This is a genomic window from uncultured Clostridium sp. (assembly GCF_963527835.1).
Lineage (GTDB): Bacteria > Bacillota > Clostridia > Clostridiales > Clostridiaceae > Clostridium.
This window is the reverse complement of record NZ_CAURTC010000045.1, coordinates 1-18,831: the sequence shown is the minus strand read 5'-3', so window position 1 is coordinate 18,831 and position 18,831 is coordinate 1. Positions and strand designations below refer to the sequence as shown.

The window sequence follows — 18,831 nt, the reverse complement described above, 5'->3', positions numbered from 1 at the left end:
TAATAAACTCACCTCTATAAAATAAATTTTAATAAGCCCCATATTATAAACAATATACTTAATAAAAGAAGAAAGTAGTTTAAAACTTTTGATGTTTTACTACAAAAATCATCCTTACACATCTTTATACCTTTTATACTCAATAAATTAAGTATAAAAAACCAAGTTAAACTTCCTATAATCATTGCTAATAAAGCAAAACTAAAATATACTCTTCCATGTAATCTCCATACACTTAGGATTGTACCACTTAAAGCAATCCATAATGATGGTGTAGTAGGATTTAAAAAAGTTATAAAAAATCCAGCTAAAAAACTATTAGATGAATTTGAAGTAGATATGTTTATTGATCTAGAATTTAAGCCATTAGTACTTTTTTTATTGGATATATTATTAAATAGCATTAAAACAAATCCTGAAACAATCCAAAATAATCCTTCAAACTTTCTATTGTTGCTTAATATATTAAATAATCCTAAATTTATTATTATTATATATAGAAGATCTGCAGACACTGCGCCAAGTGATACCTTATAGCCTTCTCTAAATCCATGAGAAATAGATCTATTAATAGCTTCTAATCCGGAAGGGCCTAAAGGAATGGCAGATACAAATCCAGTCATAAAACCTATTAGTAATGGTTTAAAAATCATAAATAAGTATAACATTTAATTCTCCCTTTAATATAGTCATATATAATTATAATGTAATATAGTAAATTAATCATTAAAATTAAGTACATAATTATAATTGGGTCTGCTTTAGATGAGTATCGGTATATATGTAAGTAAAAATGGATAGGATTTTTAAAATTAAATTAAAATTTCATTATACACATTGAAGATTTCATAACATATTTAAAATAGAATCTTATGATTAAGATAAATATCAACATATATATTTATTAATTATTAAAATTAGATATAATAGAAAGTATATAAATAATAGATAAATATAGGTAGGTGCAAAATGAATTATTATATAATAGTTTTTAAAAATACATTTGATGCCATGGTAGCAGAGAAATATTTGCAAGGAACTGAACATGAATTTAAAATAATGCCTACGCCAACTTCTATAACTAAAAGTTGTGGAATATGCGTTAGAATTAATGATAAAGAAGTGATAAACGAAGTAATTAAAGATAATAAATTTGAATATAAAGATATATACTTAAGAGATAATAGTGGTTATGTTTCAATTGAATAAATTTAAAATTAGGAGTGCTTCAATTAATGATTAATTATTTGATAAAATTTGATTGGAGTCAAGAGGAAATAAAATTAGGTAAAATATCGATAGGATTAAATAATATTGAATTTTTAGTAAATAAATCATTAAGAATACTTAGTGTATTTATATTAATGTATATATCTATTAAAATAGGAAATTACTTAATTAAAAAGTTTGTTGAAAGACAAATAAAAAGCAATACAATGCTGTCTCTAGACTCACAACGTGCAAAAACACTTGGAGAAGTGATGAAGAGTGTTTTAAAATATTCAGTTTACTTTATAGGTATAACTTCTATAATATCCGCTTTATTTAATGGATTATCATTTACGTTTGCTAGTATGGGTGGATTAGCTGTTGGATTTGGTGCTCAAAGTTTGATTAAGGATTTAATAAATGGATTTTTCATATTATTCGAAGATCAATTTGGAGTTGGAGATCATATAACAGTAGGAGCATTTAGTGGAATAGTTGAAAGTATAGGAATTAGAACTACAATAATAAAAGACTTTACTGGAGATGTACACTCTATTCCAAATGGTTCAATTGTTGAGGTTACTAATCATTCAAGAGGAAATATAAGATTTATAGTAGATGTTAACATTGCATATGAAGAAAATATAGATAATGCAATTTCCATAATAAAAGAAGTTTGTTCTAATTTTGAACAAGGAAATGAAGATATAAAAGAGCCTATAGAAGTATTAGGGGTAAATGCTTTAAATGCTTCAAGCGTCACAATTAGAGTAATTGGAAAAAGCAAACCGCTTAAGCAATGGGAGATGGAAAGAGAATTAAGAAAGTTGATAAAATTAAGATTAGATAAAGAGGGAATAGAAATACCATATCCTAAGACTCAGTTAGTGAGTACTAATATGGAAAAGGGGGATTTATAATGATAGAAACATTTGAACTTGGTGAAATAGTAAAAATGAAAAAACAACACCCATGTGGTTCATATGAGTTTGAAATTATTAGATTAGGAGCAGATATAAAAATAAAATGCACTGGATGCGGTAGAATAATAATGCTTCCTAGAAGTAAATTTCAAACAAGAGCAAAAAAGGTAAAAAAAACTGAAGATTAGTATAAAAAGTAAAAAAAACTTGAATTAATGATTTTACACTGATATAATTAGAAAATGAAATCCCTGCTGTGTGAATAACACAGCCGTTAGTCCAAAGGAGGTGAAAATGATGAGAAAGTATGAAACTATATTTATACAACATCCATCATTCGATGAAGAAACTGTAAAAACAAACATCGAAAAGTTTAAAGGTGTTATAGAAAATGGTGGAGGAACAATCGAAAATGTTGATTTTTGGGGTAAGAGAAAGCTTGCTTATGAAATATCAAAGGTTAGCGATGGTTACTACACTTTAGTTAGCTTTAATGCTGGTCCTGAATTACCAAAAGAATTAGATAGAGTATTCAGAATTACTGATGGTATAATCAGACATATCATTGTTAAAGAAGAAGTTTAAGGTGGTGTTTTAAATGAACAAAGTAGTTTTAATCGGAAGATTGACGAAAGATCCAGAACTAAGATTTACTCCTGGAGCTGGAACAGCAGTAACTACCTTAACATTAGCAGTTGATAAGTATAATTCTAAATCTGGTCAAAAAGAAGCGGACTTTGTACCTGTAGTTGTATGGGGCAAACAAGCTGAAAGTACTGCGAATTACATGAGTAAGGGTAGCCAAATGGCTATAAGCGGTAGAATTCAAACCAGAAATTATGAAGCAAAAGATGGAACAAAGAGATATGTTACAGAAGTAGTTGCTACAGAAGTTCAGTTTTTAAGTAAATCAAACGCTTCAGGAAATGTTGGTGCTAATTACGGTAACAACACTGAATATTCATCATCAAATAATCCATTTGATAATATGAATTTTGAAGAAGACATAACTCCAGTAGATGATGGGGATATGCCATTCTAATTTAGGTAAGGAGGGAATAACATGAGCAGAGAAGATAATAGAAGATCTGGCGGAAGAGCTAGAAGATCTAAAAGAAAAGTTTGTGCTTTTTGTGTAGATAAAGCTGAGTCTATCGATTATAAAGATATAAACAAGTTAAGAAAGTATGTTACTGAAAGAGGTAAGATACTTCCAAGAAGAATTTCTGGAACTTGTGCTAAGCATCAAAGACAATTAACAGATGCTATTAAGAGAGCAAGAAACATAGCTTTATTACCATTCACAACTGAATAGTAATAAAATTACTCCCCTGAGAAATCAGGGGTTTTTTATTATACAGAAATCTTTAATTTAAACGTATTTATAGCTATTATACAAATGAAATGGAAAAATAATACAAATAAATATGTATATACCTTGCATTAGTAAGTAAAAAAATTTAAAATAATTATACAGGGTTGGGAAGTGTGAGGTGATTATAGATGAAAAAAGATGAATTAAATATAATGACTAGTGTTAAAATAATAGAAAATTTAAAAGCTCAATTATTATGTATTGTAGGAGAATTTTTCAGATTATTAACAAAAGGCAGCAATGTTACTCGTAATTCCATATTAGATTGTATTTCAGGTGCAATTAGCATATTATATGTTCTTGCAGAAAAATTAGGATATTCTTTTGCGGAAGTTGATCATGTCATGAAAGAAAATTTAGAATTAGGAATCAGAGCTGAAGATGAAGTTGAAAAAGATGGTAAAAGTCTAAGTAAGCTTAAGACCTATATCAATAATAGAAGAGATTAATAATAAATTTAGGAGGCTTTTTTATGAATAAAGTAACAACTATTAGGAGGTTACTTAAGCCGATTATATTAATTTTACTTTCATTAATTTTATATTATTTTAATTATTCAGGAATAGCATTAGTAATTTTTTTAGTTTATTTAGTAGATAATTTTTATCAGCTAAATTATTATTGGAAAAAAGACAATGATATTGATGAATTTATAGAAAAACTTAATAATGGTATAGAAAGTAATATATTTCAGTTTGTGCATCCTCTAGCTTTAATTCGAAGAAATGGTGATATTGTATGGAGTAATTCTATATTTACTGAATTGAAATCTAATGAAGAATCATCAAATAAAAATATTTTAAGTATAGCTAGGGGTATAAATTTAGGTCGTATATTAAATGAGAAAGAAACATTACATCAAAGATTAAAAATAAAAGGCAAATTATATGATACTTATGCAACTAAAATTAATTTAGAAGATAAGGTAGAATTATATTTAGTGTACTTTAACGATGTAACCGAAATAATAGGTTATGAAACTACAAAAGAAAGTATTATGTTAATTGAAGTTGATAATTTTACAGAGGTATTAGAAACAACTGAAGAAAGTAACAGACCTTTACTAGTTGCAGAAATAGAAAGAACAATAAACGCATATGCTAATAATTTAAAAGCAATGATAAAAAAATATGATACTAATAAATATGTCCTATCTATTCAAGATAATTTTATAAAAAAACAGATTGATGAGAAGTTTAAAATATTAGATGAAATTTCCAAAATAGACAAGGGAAATAAGATTGAAGTTACGTTAAGTATTGGTATTGGTAGGGGCGGAATATCTCCAGCAGAAAATGCTAAGTATGCTAATACAGCAAAAGAATTAGCATTAGGTAGAGGTGGAGATCAGACTGTTGTTAAAAGTAATGATGAAATAAAATTCTTTGGTGGAAATACTAAAGAAATAGAAAAAAGAACAAGAGTTAGAGCTAGAGTTGTAGCACATGCTTTAAATGAATTAATATATGTAAGTAGCAACGTTTATATTGTAGGACATAAGAATCCTGATATGGATTGTTTTGGAGCAGCTATGGGCTTAGCAAGTATTATTAATCAATTAGGTAAGTCTTGTAAGATTGTATTACAAAATGATACAAATGCAATAGAATATTATTTGGATAATTTGATGAAAGATCCTAAATATGATGATTTATTTATATCAACAGAAAAAGCAAAAAATGATTTAGATGATGATTCATTGTTTATAATAGTAGATGTTCACAATAAAAGTTATGTATCTGATTTAGAACTGGTTATGAAGGCTAAGAGAAAAGTAATCATAGATCATCATAGAAGAAGTCCTGATATGATTGAGGGAGACATATTAAATTATATAGAAGTATATGCATCATCAACTTCAGAGATGGTTACTGAGATAATCCAATATATGGTTGATAAACCAAAGCTAGCTCGAATTGAAGCAGAAGGATTGCTTGCAGGAATTTTTATGGATACTAAAGGTTTCTTATTTAAAACTGGAGTAAGAACATTTGAAGCAGCATCATTTTTAAGAAAATCAGGAGCCGATACTATAGAAATTAAAAAAATATTTAGTGATGACTTAGAAAATTATTTACTTATTGCAGAAACAATAAAATCTGCAGAGGTAAATGACAATATAGCTATTGCAATATGTCCTAAAAATGTGGATACTGTAATTGTAGCAAAAGCTGCTGATGAACTATTAAATATATCTGGCATAAGTGTATCTTTTGTTTTAGCACAAATAAATAATGATATATATATAAGTGGAAGATCAGCTGGGGATATAAATGTTCAAATAGTTCTAGAAACCCTAGGGGGCGGAGGACACATGAATATTGCAGGTGCAAAAGTATCAGACGCTAAAATCGAAGACGTCGTTTATGATTTAAAAGAAGCAATAAAAAAATATTTAAAGGTGGGAGATTAATTATGAAAGTTATTTTATTACAAGATGTTAAAAAGATAGGTAAAAAGGGTGAAGTTATAGAAGCTTCAGATGGCTATGCAAGAAACTTTTTATTTCCTAGGAAATTAGCTCAAGAAGCTACTGATTCAAATATGCATATCTTAAATAACAAAAAAGAAAATGAAAGAAAGAAAAAATTAGCTGAAATAGAAGCAGCACAAAAATTGGCTGGAGAGCTAAAGGGAAAAGAAATAACAATAAAAACTAAAATAGGTGAAAGTGGAAAATTATTTGGTGCTATTACTAGTAAAGACATTGCTTCATTAATAAAAACTCAATATAATGTTGAAATAGATAAAAAGAAAATAGTAATGGATACAATAAAATTAGCAGGAAATTATGATATAGAAGTTAAATTATATCCTGAAGTTAGTACAAAAATGAAAGTAAATATACTTCCACAATAATAAGGAGGATTTGTTTTGAAATCAAATGAAGAAACAAACTTATTAAATAGTATAATGAGTGGGAATTTATCAATAGAAGCTCAAATAGACGCTTTATTTAATGTAACAAAAAATATTTTAGATAAAGGTGCATTTAGATCTAGAGTTGTTAGATTTAAATTAGATAGATATGTAAAATCACAGGATAATTGTGATAGAATATTTGCTTTAAAGACTATACTATCTGAGGGCGAAAAAAAAGGAATTCCTAAAGAAGAGGACTTAGAACAAGAAGTAAAAATAATTATAGAACTGATTGTAGATGAGATTGCTAAGAAATATGTTCAAAACAAAATAGAAATGAAGGTTGAACAGGCAATAATGGAGAAACAAGAAAAATATATTGATGAAGTAAGATTATCTGTAATTAAAAAGCAAAAAGGTGTTGAAAATAATAACACTATGAGTAAATTAGATAATTTAATTTCTCTAGATGAAAAAGTAACTAGTAAAAACATCATGAGCTTTTTAAGACCAGATAGTTTTGATGAAGTAGTAGGGCAAGAACGTGCTATTAAATCATTAATATCTAAATTATCTTCTCCATATCCTCAACATATTATATTATACGGACCACCTGGGATTGGTAAAACAACTGCAGCAAGGCTTGCTTTAAAAGAAGCAAAAAAATTAAATTTTACTCCATTTGATGATGAATCAAAATTTGTTGAAGTAGATGGAACTACTTTAAGATGGGATCCAAGAGAAATAACTAATCCTTTGTTAGGGTCAGTACATGATCCTATATACCAAGGAAGTAAAAGATATTTATCAGAGGCTGGAGTTCCTGAACCAAAGCCAGGACTAGTTACTGAAGCACATGGCGGAGTATTATTTATAGATGAGATAGGTGAACTAGATCATATATTACAAAATAAACTTTTAAAAGTTTTAGAAGATAAGAGAGTAGAATTTTCATCTTCATACTATGATCCAGATGATGAATCAACTCCTAAATATATAAAATATTTATTTGATAATGGAGCACCAGCTGATTTCGTATTAATAGGTGCTACTACTAAAAGTCCAAGTGAAATAAATCCAGCATTAAGATCTAGAGCTACTGAGGTTTATTTTGAACCATTATCTTCTGATGATATAGAGCTTATAGTTAAAAAAGCTGCTGAAAAATTAAATGTTACTTTAGAAGACGGTGTTGCTAAGAAGATTAGTAATTATACTTTTGAAGGTAGAAAAGCAGTAAATATATTAACAGATGCTTATGGATATGCATTATACATAGAAAAGCAAAGAGAAGATAATATTGAAATAAAACTAGAATATTTAGATGAAGTATTGTCTGTTGGAAGACATGTTCCTTTTGAAATATTTGATAATACTGAGGAATATGAAATCGGACATATTTACGGATTAGGGGTAAGTGGATTTTTAGGTTCAACTATTGAAATTGAAGCGAATGTTTTTGAGGCTAAAAAGAAAGGTGCTGGAGTAGTAAGATTTAATGAAACAGCAGGTTCTATGGCTAAAGATTCTGTATTTAATGCAGCTTCAGTTATAAGAGCTATAACTGATAAAGATATAAAAGATTATGATATACATGTTAATGTTATAGGGGGAGGAAAAATTGATGGCCCATCAGCAGGGGTTGCAATTACATTATGCATAATAAGTGCATTATTAAAGAAGCCTATAAAGCAAGATATAGCAGTAACAGGTGAAATATCTTTAAGAGGAAAAGTAAAACCTGTAGGTGGAATATTTGAAAAGATATATGGTGCTAGAAGAAAAGGAATTAAAAGAGTTTTAGTGCCAAAAGATAATGAAAAAGAAATTCCAAGAGGTCTTAAAGATATAGAAGTTAAATCAGTAAGTACTATAGAAGAAATTATGGATATTGTTTTTGAATAATGAAATAGGCTTCCTTGAACTAGGAAGCTTATTTTAAATTAAAGTTTAGAGTATGTTTTATTAAATTCAAAAAAGGAGGACTGTTTTTGGAATCACAAGTTATGAGAACTTTACCTCAGAGCATAGAAGCTGAACAATCGGTAATAGGTTCTATGATTATAGATAAATCTGCTATTGCTAAAGTTTTAGAAAGCTTAGAAGAAGAAGATTTCTATAGAGATGGTCATAAAGTAATATTTAGAGCTATATTAGATATGTTCAGAAAAGATATGGCTGTAGACTTAGTTACTCTGTTAGAAAGTTTAAAAAGCACTGAGATGCTTGAAAGAGCAGGTGGAGTAACTTATATAACAGAAATAAGTGCATCAGTTCCTACTACAGCAAATTTATCTTCTTATATAAAAATAGTAGAAGAAAAGTCAGTCTTAAGAAAACTTATAAAAGCTTCAACATCGATAATAGAATCCAGCTATAATAATCAAGGCGAGGTTGAAAATGTATTAGATGGCGCTGAAAAAAGAATATTTGATATAGCTGAAAAGAAAACATCAAAGGATTTTGAACCTTTAAGTGATGTTTTAGAAAGAGGTTTTCTTGAAATAGAAAGGCTTTTTAATAATAGAGGTGAAATTACAGGGGTAGGGTCTGGTTTTGCAGATTTAGATTCTAAAACATCAGGATTTCAAAAAGGTGATATGATTCTAATTGCAGCTAGACCATCTATGGGAAAAACTACTTTTGCATTAAATATAGCTGAACATGCAGCATTAAGAGAAGACAAAAGTGTAGTTATATTTTCACTAGAAATGTCAAAAGAGCAATTAGCATATAAATTGCTTTGCTCTGAAGCAAATGTTGACATGTTAAGACTTAGAACAGGTGAATTAGATGATAAAGACTGGGAAAACATTGCTAAAGCTACAGGGCCTTTAGCTAAAGCAAAAGTTTATATAGATGATACAGCAGGGGTTTCTGTTATGGAAATGAGATCTAAATGTAGAAGATTAAAAATGGAATATGGAATAGATTTAATAGTTATAGATTATTTACAGCTTATGTCTGGAAGTACTGGTAGTAGTGATAATAGACAACAAGAAGTATCAGAAATATCAAGATCCATAAAAGCATTAGCTAAAGAAATGGAATGTCCAGTTATAGCATTATCACAATTATCTCGTGCGCCTGAACAAAGAGCTGATCATAGACCAATGTTATCAGATTTAAGAGAATCAGGATCTATAGAACAGGATGCCGATCTTGTTATGTTCTTATATAGAGATGAGTACTATAACAAGGAAACTGAAGATAAAAACATTGGTGAATGTATAATAGCAAAGCAAAGAAATGGTCCAGTAGGAACAGCTAAACTTGCGTGGCTTGGTCAATTCAGTAAATTTGGAAACTTGGATGTTATTCATAAAGAATAAATAGATTTAGCATTTTTATTTTTAAGTTAATAGTTAAAAATAAGAATACAAAAGGTTAAATATAAAGTTAGTGAAGAAATAAGAGTGAGTGTATTTAATTTAAATTTCAAGATAATGCTGATAGCTAAGAAAAAAATCTTATTTGGAATTTTAAAATATACGTTTTTTAGAAAGCCTATGGATTTCAATCAAAACTCTCAACCCTCACTTCTCTACTTTTAACTAACGAACCGTGGCTTATTCACTCTGTTTTTATATACATTTAGTTTTTCTTATTTTAGGGATATTAATTTTAAATTCTTTTTTTTCTTTAAAAAGAGAGATCTCGTCTATATTAATATCTTCTAAATAATATATTCTTCTAAAATTATAATTTACATTATTGTACTCATAAAATTCAAAAATTAAAAAATTATTTTTATAGAAGATTTCTAGAAAATAGTTCTTATTAGAAGAAAACAAGATATCTATATAATAAAAATTGCAGGTTTCCTTTAAATTAATCTTAGGGATTTTCGAGTCTAAGGTTTTTTTATCTAAAAAGTAGTTTATAAAATCTTCTTTATTTAATAAGGAATTATAACAAAGCATAGAATCATTGCTCATAGATATTAACCTCCCTTCTAATGTCATTATTAGTTTATGAAATAGGAGAGTAGCTATACTATGATTATAGTGGAGAAAATTTTAAAAATAGGCTATGTTTTAAGAATGTGTTGATATATGAATAAGTAAAGTAGACTTAGTAATTTAACTTAGGAATGTTATTTTAAAACATAGATTTAAAATACAATTAAAATAAAAAATGGGGGCTTAATTTATGGATAAAAAAATTGGTTTTATAGGTTGTGGAAATATGGGAAGTTCTATGGTTGGAGGATTGATTAATTCAGGGTATTTTGAACCTAAGAACATATTTGTTTCTACAAAAACAGAAAATTCAGCAAGCAATATGAAAGATAAATTCAACATCAATGCTAGCATTAATAATAAGGATGTAGTCAAAAATTCTAATATAATTATTTTATCTGTTAAACCATATATGTTTAAAGATGTAATTAATGAAATTAAGGATGATTTAACTGAAGATAAATTAATAATTAGTGTAGCAGCTGGAATTACAATTGAAAATCTAGAGGATTTAATAAGTAAGAAGCATAAAATAATTAGAAGTATGCCAAATACTCCAGCTTTAGTTGGAGAAGCAATGTCTGCAATATGTGCAAATACAAATGTTACTAAAGCAGATATGGAGATTTGCGAAAAAATATTTCAAAGTTTTGGTGAATGTGTTGAAATCGTAGAAAAAGATTTTCATGCATTTATTGCTCTATGCGGATCTTCACCAGCATACATATTTATGTTTATAGAAGCTATGGCAGATGGTGCAGTAAAATTAGGTATACCTAGAAATAAAGCTTATAAGATGGCAGCTCAAAGCGTATTGGGTTCTGCAAAAATGGTTTTAGATACAGAAAAGCATCCAGGAGAATTAAAAGATGCAGTTTGTTCACCCGGTGGAACTACAATTGATGCTGTAGTTGAATTAGAAAAGTTAGGTTTTAGAAGTAGTGTTATTCAAGCTATGAATAAATGCGCAGAGAAGTCTGAAAATATGTAGTGTATCTGAAATAGATTATGTTTTAAGAGAGTATTTTATATGCATAAGCGAAGTGGACTGAGTAATTGAACTTAGGAATACTAAAATGACTATAGTCCCATTTTAGCTTGTTCTTAATATAAAATTAAGACAAGCAGTGAATGTGACAATACTCATTAAGGATTCTCAAAGCCCAATTACAATGCCACTTCACCTATTGCATATATAAACGCACATTAAAAACATAATTATAAAATTTAAAAAAATAAATATAGTTTTTATTTTAATTGATTATAAAAAATAAACATTATATTGCTCCCTCTGTTTTGTGGACAAAAATTAAAACTTTTTTTGGGGATAACTTTTCAAGATGCAATCTGTGGATAAATTTCAAAAAAAATCTCTGTGGATAAGTTTTTTAAAAAATAATGTGAATAATTTTTTTAAAATTTATGTAAAAAAGCACCGTTATATTCATTTATGAATATAACGGTGCTTTTAAATTAATACTTATCAGCTACAGTTCCTATAACTGTATGTTTTATAATTGGATTATTTTGAAGTTCTTTAAGCTCACTAGGAGTTCATACAACTACAACACCATACTGCCAATTATCTATTAAAAGCTTTAAGCTATATTTAAATTTTTATATACAAGCAACTCCACTTTCAATTGCAGCTTTTTTCACAGCATTTGCAACAAGAGTTTGAACGTCTAAATCAAATGCTTTAGGAATTATAAATTCAGGATTTAGATCCTCATTAGGAACAGAATTAGCTATTGCATAAGCAGCAGCAACTTTCATTTCTTCATTTATTTCAGATGCTCTTACATCTAACGCACCTCTAAATATACCTGGGAAAGCTAATACATTATTTATTTGGTTAGGATAATCTGAACGGCCTGTTCCCATTACAGCAATTCCTGCTTCTTTAGCATCTTCAGGGAATATTTCTGGAGTTGGATTTGCCATAGCAAATATTATTCCATTTTCATTCATAGTATTAACCATTTCTTTTGACACTATATTAGGAGCAGATACTCCTATAAATACATCAGCATTTTTTATTGCATCTTTTAAGCTACCACTTTCATTATTGGGATTAGTTATTTGCGCTAATTCTTCCATATATGAATTATTAGAATCTTTACCTTTTGTAATTATTCCATTTATATCGCACATAATGACTTCTTTAACTCCTGAAGATATTAACAATTTACATATAGCAGTTCCAGCAGAGCCAGCACCATTTATAACGACTTTAATATCTTCTAGGTTTTTATTTACTATTTTCAAAGCATTAATCATACCAGCAAGAACAACAATAGCAGTTCCATGTTGATCATCATGAAAAACTGGTATATTTAATTTTTCTTTTAATTTCTTTTCTATTTCAAAACATCTAGGAGCTGAAATATCTTCTAGATTAATTCCACCTAAAGTTGGAGCTATATTACATATAGTAGAAACTATTTCATCAACTTCTTTAGTATCTAAAACTATAGGAAATGCATCAACATCTCCAAATTCCTTAAATAAAACACTTTTACCTTCCATAACAGGTAATGCTGCAAGTGGTCCAATATCACCAAGTCCTAATACTGCTGTACCATCTGAGATAACTGCAACAGAATTCCACTTTCTAGTATATTCATAAGCCTTATTAGGATCTTTATGTATTTCTCTGCAAGGCTCAGCTACTCCAGGGGTATAGGCTAGGCTTAAGTCTTTAGAATTTTTAACTTCACAAGTTGACTTAATTTCTATTTTACCCCTTTTTTCTTTATGGAACTTTAAAGATTCTTCATAAATATTCATACAAACACTCCTCAATAGTTTTAATAAGATTTAACGATATAATTCTAACAATAATTCAATTATACGAATTATTATTAAAAAAATCAAAAAAATATTCGATATTTAGTTGACCATACGAATCTACTTTGCTAATATTTAAAAGGAGAAGTTATTTAAATATTAAATAAACATCCCAATATTTTTATATAAAGCTATTAAAGCTTGTATTTAAGGAGGCAAACAAATGTCAGCATTTATTGTTTTAGGAGCCCAATGGGGAGATGAAGGAAAAGGAAAGATGACAGATTATTTAGCGGAAGAAGCTGAAGTTGTTGTTAGATTTCAAGGAGGTAATAATGCTGGTCATACTGTAGAAGTTGGAGATAAGCAATATAAATTGCACTTAATTCCATCAGGAATACTATATGATGATAAATTAAATGTTATTGGAAATGGAGTAGTAGTAGATCCTAAAGCTCTATTTGAAGAAATAAACTATTTAGAAGGTGTTGGAGTTAATGTTACACCAGAAAAATTAATCATAAGTGATAGAGCACAACTTATAATGCCATATCATAAAACACTAGATGTTTTAAAAGAAAAAGCAAGAGGTAAAAATGATATAGGAACTACAGGAAAAGGCATAGGTCCATGTTACACAGATAAATTTGAAAGATGTGGAATTAGAGTTTGTGACCTTATGCATGAAGATGTTTTTAAAGAAAAATTAGAAGAAAATATAAGAATGAAAAATGAGTATATTACTACGGTATTAGGTGGAGAACCTTTAAGCTTTAGTGAAATATTAAATGAATATTTAGAATTTGCAAAGAAATTAAGACCTTTTGTTCAAGATACTTCAGTTAAAGTATATGATAACATCAAAGCAAACAAAACTGTACTATTTGAAGGTGCACAAGGTATGCTTTTAGATATAGATTACGGAACATATCCTTATGTTACATCATCTAACACAACAGCTGGTGGTGTAAGTAGTGGTATAGGTATTGGACCTAACATGATAACTAATGCAGTAGGAATAACAAAAGCATATACTACAAGAGTTGGTAAAGGACCATTCCCTACAGAATTAGTTGATGAAACTGGAGATTGGATAAGAGAAAAGGGTCATGAATATGGAGTAACAACAGGAAGATCAAGAAGATGTGGTTGGTTAGACTTAGTTATAGTTAAAACTGCTGCAAGAGTAAGTGGATTGACTTCACTAGCTGTTACTAAGATAGATACATTAGCTGGATTAGAAAAATTAAATGTATGTGTAGGATATAAATTTGATGGTAAAGTTATAGATTACTTCCCAGCAAGTTTAGAAGATTTAGCTAAATGTGAACCAGTATATGAAGAATTTGATGGTTGGGATGATAGTGTAGCAGAAGCTAGAACATATGAGGAGCTACCTGAAAATGCCAAGAAATACTTAAATAGAATAGCTGAATTTACAGATACTAAGATTTCTATAATAGGTGTTGGACCAAAGAGAGAACAAACTATAAGAATAGATAGTATATAATATTAAGTTTTCATATTATTGACTTTACTTTTGGTATAAAATATAATTCATAGTAGATAATATTTGTATGAATTGACTTTTATGAATAAGAAGGTGAAAAATATGATAACAAAAGACATGACAATTGGTGAAGTAGTTAAAAATGATTCATCTAAGGCTGAAGTTTTAATGAGCTTTGGTATGGGATGTGTTGGATGTCCATCAGCTCAAGCTGAAACAATAGAAGAAGCTGCTATGGTACATGGAATTAACTTAGACGAATTAATAGAAGCATTAAATAAATAATACTTAAAAGAAGAGGCTGTTGCAAAAAAATGCAATGGCCTTTTTGTTTATAGAATTTTTAAAGCCTGAAAGTCTAAGTTAATATTTATTTTAAATTAATAAAACGCTAAGCAGCAGCTTTATTCTTAATTAAAATGTGACATAGTACTTTGTTATATTGGAAAATTTAATTAAAGAAGAAATTATGATTTACAAAAATTTAAACTGTGCTGTATAAAAAACATTATATATAGGAAGAATTTGAAGTATAATATATATTATGTATATAAAGGAAGGGGGAAATATTACATAGTAAATAGGAATTATTTTTACTTTAGTAATATTATAATTATGGGTAAAATTTTTAGTAAAGAATATGAAGTTAATTATTATGATGTAGATTCAAATTTAAAATGTAAGCTATCATCTATTATTAACTATATATGTGATGTAGGTAGTAGACAGTCTGAATTAATAGGCGGAGGAATGGAATACTGTACAACGAATAATTGTGCATGGGTATTTTATAAGTATGATATAAAAATGTACAGATATCCTAAGTTTGGAGAAACTATAAGTTTAACAACAAAAGCTATAGGTTTTAAAAAATTCTATGGATTAAGAAAATATTATATTAAAGATTCAGAGGGTGTTTTAATAGGAGAAGCATTAGCACTATTCTTTTTAATAAATATTGAAAAGAGAAGACCTATGAGAATACAAAAAGAACAATATGAATTCTATGGAGTAGATGATGATTTAGATCATGATGTATCAATGGAAGATATAGAAAAGGTTGAAGAAGAACAATTTATTAAAGAGTTCCAAATTAGATATAGCGATATAGACTCTAATAAGCACGTAAATAACGTAAAATATATAGAATGGGCAATTGAAGCAGTTCCACTTGAAACAATAAAAGAATATGAATTAAATAGAATTAAAGTGCTGTTTGCTAAAGAAACTACTTATGGAAAAACAATTTCATCAACAGCTACTTTAAGACAAATAGACGAAAATCACTTAAAAACATATCATAAAATAAAAAATGATGAGGGAACTGAGATAACATTCTTAGAAGCAGATTGGATAAAAAAATAATATTAATTATAAAAAAGCCATATCAAAGTAACATGATTAAATATTACTTTGGATATGGCTTTATGTTTTATTGTTAATTTAATACTATATTTTAATGGTGTTGATATATGCATAAATAAAGTGGACTGAGTAATTGAACTTAGGAATACTAAAATGACTATAGTCCCATTTTAGCTTGCTCCCAATATAAAATTGAGACAAGCAGTAAATGTGACAATACTCATTAAGAATTCTCAAAGTCCAATTACAATGCCACTTTATCTATTGCATATATCAACACTATCCTAAACTAAAATTTATTTTTCAGCAGCGGATTTACCAGCTAAACATCCTGAGCTCCAAGCCCATTGTAGATTAAATCCACCACAATCACCATGGACATCCATTACTTCACCACAGAAATAAAGATCTTTTATTATTTTGGATTCTAATGTATTATCATCTATTTCCTTAGTATTAACTCCACCAAGTGTTACTTGAGCATTAGAGAATCCATTAGTACCAGTGCATTTAAATTCCCAAGTTTTTAATCTAGAAATTAATATGCTTAAATATTTCCAATCTAATTCAGAGCAACAAGAATGAATATCTTTAATACCAACATCTTTTAAAAGAGTAGGTATCATTTTTTTGTTTATCACACCTATTAAGCAAGATGAAATTTCTCTATAGTTAAAGATTGAAAAATGACTATATATAAAATTTTCTATTTCTTCTTTTGTTTCATTAGGGAACATATCAACACTAATTTTTATATTTTTATTTTTATAAAGTGCTTTTGAAGCATATGAAGATAATTGTAAAATCGGTGGACCTGATATTCCGTAGTCAGTAAATAGCACTTCACCTTTTTCTTTTCTAATTACTTCACCATCAACTAGAACACTTACTTCACCATCAAATTTAATTCCTGATAATGCTTTTAAGTAAGGATAGTCTAATTTAAGCTGAACAATGCCAGGAAGAGGCTCTACTATATTATGACCTAATATTTTACTAAGTTTAAATCCGGAACCATCAGAGCCTGTTTTAGGGGCAGATTTACCACCACAGCTTAAAATTAATTTTTTAGAGCTAAATTCTTTAAATTCTTCATTATTTGTATTAATAATAAATTTCTTTGATTTTCTTATATCTGTAACTTTGCAATTAGTGTATAAAGGAATATTTTTATCATCTAAAGATAGTCTCAATATATCAACTACTGAAGATGCTTGAAGTGACTTTGGAAACATTTTGCCATTTTCAAGTTCCACAATAGGTAAACCTAATGACAAAAATAAATTTTTTGTATCTTCAACTGTAAATTTATTTAATGTTTTAGTAAAAAAACTATTATTTTCACTATGAAAATTAACAAATGGAGAACAAATATTATTATTAGATATATTACATCTACCATTTCCAGTGGTAAGAATTTTTTTACCTATTCTATCAGTTGCTTCTACTATAGCGACATCTTTTCCTAAATCCTTAGCCATTATTGCAGCAATTAATCCTGAAGCTCCACCGCCAACAATTATTAAATCATGATGAATCATATATGTTAATCTCCTTATATTTAAATGAATTATAAAGTAATACTTATATAATTATTTTCTAAATTACTTAAATAAATTCTAACATAGTAATATAAATCTTAAAAGCAAGGAATAATAAACTTAAAACAAAGCCCAAATATTTATAAGAAGTGGTGATTATAGCTATGAAAGCAAAAGTTATTAATAAAGAACTAGAAGATTATGATGCAGTTTTTCAAATTAGAAGAATGAATTTTGATCAAGCTGTAATAAATTATCCTACTGGAAGTGGTTTAAAAACATTTCAAATAGAAGATATAGAATTAATTCCTGAAAATAAGGTTGATGAATTTTTAATAAGTAATAAGCAATTTTTAAAAATTAAACTTACAAAAGGAATATCTGTATTCTTTTATATGGCATTATTGGAGTCTTTGGAAGATGAAATAGATGAAAAAGTAATAGAGTTAAATGTATTAAAAGATAAATATAAAATAAATAGAAGAGGCATATGGGATAAAGAAATATTAATATTTGTAAATAATAAGTTCTCTATAGAGGTATTATCTTCAGGACAAAACTTCAAAAAAGAAGGTTATAGTATAAATATTAATAAAGTTTCTGAAGAAAACTTTTTAAATATTTGTTTTAATGAAATTAATAGGATTGAAAAAGAAATCCAGGATAGAAATAGGATGTTATCTGGGTTTGGTAAGGCTATTAATGAGATAAAAGGAAGCTATAATAATGAGCAAAAATTGTTGATTTAGCACTAAATAAAAATATAATAATAAAAAATTTCAAAAAATGTGTTGACACATAATATAAAATTATGTATTATAGTCTATGTGGTCGGGAACACGGTCACGAAAACAAAAAACCAAGGCTCCTTGGTCAAGCGGTTAAGACACCACCCTTTCACGGTGGTAACAGGGGTTCGATTCCCCTAGGAGTCACCATTTATCTTATGGGCGCATAGCTCAGCTGGGAGAGCATCTGCCTTACAAGCAGAGGGTCACAGGTTCGAGCCCTGTTGTGCCCACCATAAACATAAAAATTAATATGGCTCAGTAGCTCAGTTGGTTAGAGTGCCGGCCTGTCACGCCGGAGGTCGAGGGTTCGAGCCCCTTCTGAGTCGCCAATTAAATTAGCTGGCATGGCTCAACGGTAGAGCAGCTGACTTGTAATCAGCAGGTTGTAGGTTCGATTCCTATTGCCAGCTCCATTTAAACAAAGTATTTTTGAAAAATTAATATGGCTCCTTGGTCAAGCGGTTAAGACACCACCCTTTCACGGTGGTAACAGGGGTTCGATT

The 18,831-nt window shown here is 28.4% G+C and carries 20 protein-coding genes and 4 tRNA genes; 20 read left to right on the top strand and 4 right to left on the bottom strand.

What is annotated here, in order from left to right:
- Positions 1–14: 14 nt before the first annotated feature.
- A complete protein-coding gene (locus RYM86_RS16245) occupies positions 15–668 on the bottom strand; it encodes a LysE family transporter (protein ID WP_315081786.1) in 654 nt (217 codons plus the stop codon).
- Between the two features lie 301 nt (positions 669–969).
- Here RYM86_RS16245 and RYM86_RS16240 point away from each other — a divergent pair, with 301 nt between their 5' ends.
- From RYM86_RS16240 to RYM86_RS16190, 11 genes are all read left to right on the top strand, one after another.
- The gene (locus tag RYM86_RS16240; protein WP_315081784.1) at positions 970–1,209 is read left to right on the top strand and encodes a DUF3343 domain-containing protein; all 240 of its coding nucleotides are present in this window, start codon (positions 970–972) and stop codon (positions 1,207–1,209) included.
- 26 nt (positions 1,210–1,235) lie between these two features.
- A complete protein-coding gene (locus RYM86_RS16235) occupies positions 1,236–2,129 on the top strand; it encodes a mechanosensitive ion channel family protein (RefSeq protein ID WP_315081782.1) in 894 nt (297 codons plus the stop codon).
- A complete protein-coding gene (locus RYM86_RS16230; RefSeq protein ID WP_003373736.1) occupies positions 2,129–2,320 on the top strand; it encodes a DUF951 domain-containing protein in 192 nt (63 codons plus the stop codon). Before RYM86_RS16235 ends, RYM86_RS16230 begins: the two co-directional genes overlap by 1 nt.
- A 109-nt stretch (positions 2,321–2,429) precedes the next feature.
- Positions 2,430–2,717, top strand: a complete 288-nt coding sequence (rpsF, locus tag RYM86_RS16225) for a 30S ribosomal protein S6 (protein ID WP_026072100.1) — start codon at positions 2,430–2,432, stop codon at positions 2,715–2,717.
- A 13-nt stretch (positions 2,718–2,730) separates the two neighbouring features.
- Positions 2,731–3,174, top strand: a complete 444-nt coding sequence (locus RYM86_RS16220; protein WP_315081781.1) for a single-stranded DNA-binding protein — start codon at positions 2,731–2,733, stop codon at positions 3,172–3,174.
- A gap of 21 nt (positions 3,175–3,195) precedes the next feature.
- Positions 3,196–3,447 (top strand): 30S ribosomal protein S18, encoded by a 252-nt coding sequence (gene rpsR / locus RYM86_RS16215; protein ID WP_252216530.1) that lies wholly within the window; start codon positions 3,196–3,198, stop codon positions 3,445–3,447.
- Between the two features lie 188 nt (positions 3,448–3,635).
- Positions 3,636–3,956 (top strand): MazG-like family protein, encoded by a 321-nt coding sequence (locus RYM86_RS16210; protein ID WP_315081780.1) that lies wholly within the window; start codon positions 3,636–3,638, stop codon positions 3,954–3,956.
- A gap of 23 nt (positions 3,957–3,979) precedes the next feature.
- Positions 3,980–5,920 (top strand): DHH family phosphoesterase, encoded by a 1,941-nt coding sequence (locus tag RYM86_RS16205; RefSeq protein ID WP_315081779.1) that lies wholly within the window; start codon positions 3,980–3,982, stop codon positions 5,918–5,920.
- 2 nt (positions 5,921–5,922) lie between these two features.
- The gene (gene rplI / locus RYM86_RS16200) at positions 5,923–6,366 is read left to right on the top strand and encodes a 50S ribosomal protein L9 (protein ID WP_012425064.1); all 444 of its coding nucleotides are present in this window, start codon (positions 5,923–5,925) and stop codon (positions 6,364–6,366) included.
- A gap of 15 nt (positions 6,367–6,381) precedes the next feature.
- Positions 6,382–8,274 carry a Lon family ATP-dependent protease gene (lonC, locus tag RYM86_RS16195; RefSeq protein ID WP_315081778.1) on the top strand — a complete coding sequence of 631 codons (1,893 nt, stop codon included), beginning with the start codon at positions 6,382–6,384 and terminating at the stop codon, positions 8,272–8,274.
- Between the two features lie 86 nt (positions 8,275–8,360).
- Positions 8,361–9,701: a replicative DNA helicase gene (locus RYM86_RS16190; protein ID WP_315081777.1), complete on the top strand. Its 1,341-nt coding sequence runs from the start codon at positions 8,361–8,363 to the stop codon at positions 9,699–9,701.
- Positions 9,702–9,953: 252 nt separating this feature from the next.
- On the opposite strand, the gene RYM86_RS16185 is transcribed toward RYM86_RS16190, so the two are convergent.
- Positions 9,954–10,307, bottom strand: coding sequence for a protein phosphatase (locus RYM86_RS16185; protein ID WP_315081776.1), 354 nt, complete (start codon positions 10,305–10,307; stop codon positions 9,954–9,956).
- Between the two features lie 214 nt (positions 10,308–10,521).
- On the opposite strand from RYM86_RS16185, the gene proC reads away from it, so the two are divergent.
- Positions 10,522–11,322 carry a pyrroline-5-carboxylate reductase gene (gene proC, locus RYM86_RS16180; protein WP_315081775.1) on the top strand — a complete coding sequence of 267 codons (801 nt, stop codon included), beginning with the start codon at positions 10,522–10,524 and terminating at the stop codon, positions 11,320–11,322.
- 626 nt (positions 11,323–11,948) lie between these two features.
- On the opposite strand, the gene RYM86_RS16175 is transcribed toward proC, so the two are convergent.
- The gene (locus RYM86_RS16175; RefSeq protein WP_315081774.1) at positions 11,949–13,121 is read right to left on the bottom strand and encodes a malic enzyme-like NAD(P)-binding protein; all 1,173 of its coding nucleotides are present in this window, start codon (positions 13,119–13,121) and stop codon (positions 11,949–11,951) included.
- A gap of 223 nt (positions 13,122–13,344) precedes the next feature.
- Between RYM86_RS16175 and RYM86_RS16170 the strand changes: the two genes are divergently transcribed.
- The 3 genes from RYM86_RS16170 (at position 13,345) to RYM86_RS16160 (ending at position 15,996) form a co-directional block, all read left to right on the top strand.
- Positions 13,345–14,631: an adenylosuccinate synthase gene (locus RYM86_RS16170; RefSeq protein WP_315081773.1), complete on the top strand. Its 1,287-nt coding sequence runs from the start codon at positions 13,345–13,347 to the stop codon at positions 14,629–14,631.
- A gap of 102 nt (positions 14,632–14,733) precedes the next feature.
- Positions 14,734–14,916 (top strand): DUF1858 domain-containing protein, encoded by a 183-nt coding sequence (locus RYM86_RS16165; RefSeq protein WP_003371961.1) that lies wholly within the window; start codon positions 14,734–14,736, stop codon positions 14,914–14,916.
- Positions 14,917–15,246: 330 nt separating this feature from the next.
- A complete protein-coding gene (locus tag RYM86_RS16160) occupies positions 15,247–15,996 on the top strand; it encodes an acyl-ACP thioesterase domain-containing protein (protein WP_315081770.1) in 750 nt (249 codons plus the stop codon).
- A 296-nt stretch (positions 15,997–16,292) separates the two neighbouring features.
- Here RYM86_RS16160 and RYM86_RS16155 read toward each other — a convergent pair whose 3' ends face one another.
- Positions 16,293–17,537 (bottom strand): NAD(P)/FAD-dependent oxidoreductase, encoded by a 1,245-nt coding sequence (locus RYM86_RS16155; protein WP_315081769.1) that lies wholly within the window; start codon positions 17,535–17,537, stop codon positions 16,293–16,295.
- Positions 17,538–17,701: 164 nt separating this feature from the next.
- Between RYM86_RS16155 and RYM86_RS16150 the strand changes: the two genes are divergently transcribed.
- The 5 genes from RYM86_RS16150 to RYM86_RS16130 all read left to right on the top strand — a co-directional run bounded on the left by RYM86_RS16150 (position 17,702) and on the right by RYM86_RS16130 (position 18,741).
- On the top strand, positions 17,702–18,286 hold the full coding sequence (locus RYM86_RS16150) for a hypothetical protein (protein ID WP_315081768.1): 585 nt from the start codon (positions 17,702–17,704) through the stop codon (positions 18,284–18,286).
- Positions 18,287–18,400: 114 nt separating this feature from the next.
- Positions 18,401–18,475, top strand: a tRNA-Glu gene (locus RYM86_RS16145).
- Positions 18,476–18,485: 10 nt separating this feature from the next.
- Positions 18,486–18,561, top strand: a tRNA-Val gene (locus RYM86_RS16140).
- Positions 18,562–18,580: 19 nt separating this feature from the next.
- Positions 18,581–18,657: transfer RNA gene (locus tag RYM86_RS16135), tRNA-Asp, on the top strand.
- Positions 18,658–18,666: 9 nt separating this feature from the next.
- Positions 18,667–18,741, top strand: a tRNA-Thr gene (locus tag RYM86_RS16130).
- The last annotated feature ends 90 nt before the right edge of the window (positions 18,742–18,831 follow it).